General features: G+C 69.6%; 2 protein-coding genes. Both read right to left on the bottom strand.

Annotated elements, in window-relative coordinates; all coding sequences use genetic code 11:
* Nucleotides 1-1,039: TolB family protein (locus tag CVO76_RS00875; RefSeq protein ID WP_432206114.1), on the bottom strand; the 1,039-nt coding region annotated here is incomplete at its 3' end.
* A 162-nt stretch (nucleotides 1,040-1,201) separates the two neighbouring features.
* The coding region (locus CVO76_RS17195; protein WP_244186126.1) for an AAA family ATPase at nucleotides 1,202-2,477 on the bottom strand (1,276 nt) is incomplete at its 5' end.

Raw genomic sequence — 2,477 nt, 5'->3', positions numbered from 1 at the left:
GCCGCACCATCCCCGTGGCCACCTCGATCACGAACACCGGCGCCGCGCCGTCGTCATCCGCCGTCACGACGAGGGCCGAGCCGTCGGGCAGCCACGCGGCAGGGGACGGCCAGCGATCCCAGTCGGCGGCCAGTGGCGTCGGCTCCCCGCCCTCGAGGGGGAGCAGCAGCAGGGTGGTGGAGGGCGCGAGGTCCACGGCGGTGCGCCGGTCCTTCAGGACGGCGAGGTGGCGGCCGTCGGGGCTGACGGGGCCGGGCGAGTAGTCGCTGTCGCGGTCGTCGAGCAGGACGGTGAGTTCCCGCGTGGCCAGGTCGACGCGGGCGAGCACCGTGCGCTGGGAGCCGCGTTCCTCGGGCACGGTGAGGGCCGTGAAGAGCACCGATCCATCGGGGCTGAGCACGGGGTGGGCGTCCCGGAGACCTCCGCGCACGGACGGGGCGAGGTCCTCGAGCGACCGCGCCCCGTCGTCGTCGAGTCCCTGCAGCCCGAAGTACCGTGGTTCGTCCGGGCCGAGGTCGGCGTCCCAGTAGCGCACCGGGTAGCCGTCGTGCAGGATGGCGGCGACTCCTGCCTCCCTGCGCACCGTGCGGCGCTCGGCGTCGTCCTCCTCGTTCGCGGAACCGGCCAGCGCGTTCGCGGTGACGACGACGACGTCGGCCGCGTCGGCCGTGGCCACCCCTGCGACGCCGCCGTCACGGGTCAGGAGCAGGGACGCCTCACCGCCCGCGGCCGGCAGACGCCACAGCGCGGCACGCTTCTCGCCGTCCGCGTCCTTCGGGTCGGGGCGTGCCGAGGTGAAGAGCAGGTCGCCGCTGGAGAGGAACACGGCGCCGGACTCCCCTGCCGCGCCCTGTGTGAGGCGCCGCGCGGGCTGCTCGCCCGCAGGGTCCACCTCCCACAACGCGGTCCTGTAGGCGGTCTTCTTGGGGTCGAGGGTCGCGACGGACGTCACGAGGCGCGTGCCTGCCCGGTCGAGGACGAGGCCGCTCAGGCGCGGCAGGGCGACGAAGTCGTCGAGCGATGAGAAAGGGGTGGTCATGCGTCATCTCTACCACCGCGTGTGGCAGCGGTCACAGCCGTTCACTCAGGGAGGAATTCCGTTGCTGAAGGCACCCATCGCACGGCGGGCCACGAGAACGGAGGAACCCGCCCTGGTGACCAGGGCGGGTTCCGGAATGCCGTGCCGTGCGTGCTGCCGGTACTACTCGGGGACGGTGGCCTCGAGAGCGGCCGGCGCATCCTCCAGCTCCTTGGGAGCGCCGTGTCCGACGAAGGTGAAGCGCGCATCCACGCCCTCGCCCTCGACGTCGACGTCGACGCGCTCTCCCGACTTCAGCTCGCCGAAGAGGATCTTCTCCGACAGCTGGTCCTCGATCTCGCGCTGGATGGTACGGCGCAGCGGCCGGGCACCCATCGCGGGATCGTAGCCGCGGGTCGCAAGGAGCACCTTGGCCGCGGGGGTGAGCTCGATCGTCATGCCCTTGTCCGCCATGCGGCGGCTCAGGCGCTCGAGGAACAGGTCCACGATCTGGACGATCTCGTCCTGGGTGAGCTGCGGGAACACCACGGTGTCGTCGACGCGGTTCAGGAACTCCGGGCGGAAGTGCTGCTTGAGCTCCTCCTGCACCTTCGCCTTCATCCGGTTGTAGCTCGTCTGGGTGTCGGAGCCGGACTGGAAGCCCGTCATGACGCCCTTCGAGATGTCGCGGGTACCGAGGTTGGTGGTCATGATGATCACCGTGTTCTTGAAGTCCACCATGCGGCCCTGGCTGTCCGTCAGGCGGCCGTCCTCGAGGATCTGCAGGAGCGAGTTGAAGAGATCGGCGTGCGCCTTCTCCACCTCGTCGAACAGAACCACGGAGAACGGCTTGCGGCGGACCTTCTCGGTCAGCTGGCCACCCTCCTCGTAGCCCACGTAGCCCGGAGGGGCACCGAAGAGCCGCGAGACGGTGTGCTTCTCGGAGTACTCGGACATGTCGAGGGTGATCAGGGCATCCTCTTCGCCGAACAGGAACTCCGCGAGTGCCTTGGCGAGCTCCGTCTTGCCGACACCCGTGGGGCCGGCGAAGATGAAGGAGCCGCCCGGACGCTTCGGATCCTTGAGGCCGGCGCGCGTGCGGCGGATGGCCTGCGAGATCGCCTTGATGGCCTCGTTCTGTCCGATGACCCGCTTGTGGAGTTCGGCCTCCATGTTCAGCAGTCGCGAGGACTCGGCCTCGGTCAGCTTGAACACGGGGATACCGGTGGAGTTCGCGAGCACTTCGGCGATGAGTTCCTCATCCACCTCGGCGATGTCGTCCAGTCCGCCGGACTTCCAGCGGCGCTCCTTGTCGCTGCGCTCGTCGTGGAGCTTCTGCTCCTTGTCGCGCAGCGCGGCAGCACCCTCGAAGTCCTGGGAGTCGATGGCCGACTCCTTCTCGCGCTTGACGTCCGCGATGCGCTCGTCGATCTCCTTGAGCTCCGGCGGCGCGGTCATC

Source organism: Arthrobacter agilis (assembly GCF_002953615.1).
GTDB classification, from domain to species: domain Bacteria; phylum Actinomycetota; class Actinomycetes; order Actinomycetales; family Micrococcaceae; genus Arthrobacter_D; species Arthrobacter_D agilis_B.
Note: the sequence above shows the minus strand (reverse complement) of the source record. Positions and strands in the feature narration are given on the sequence as shown.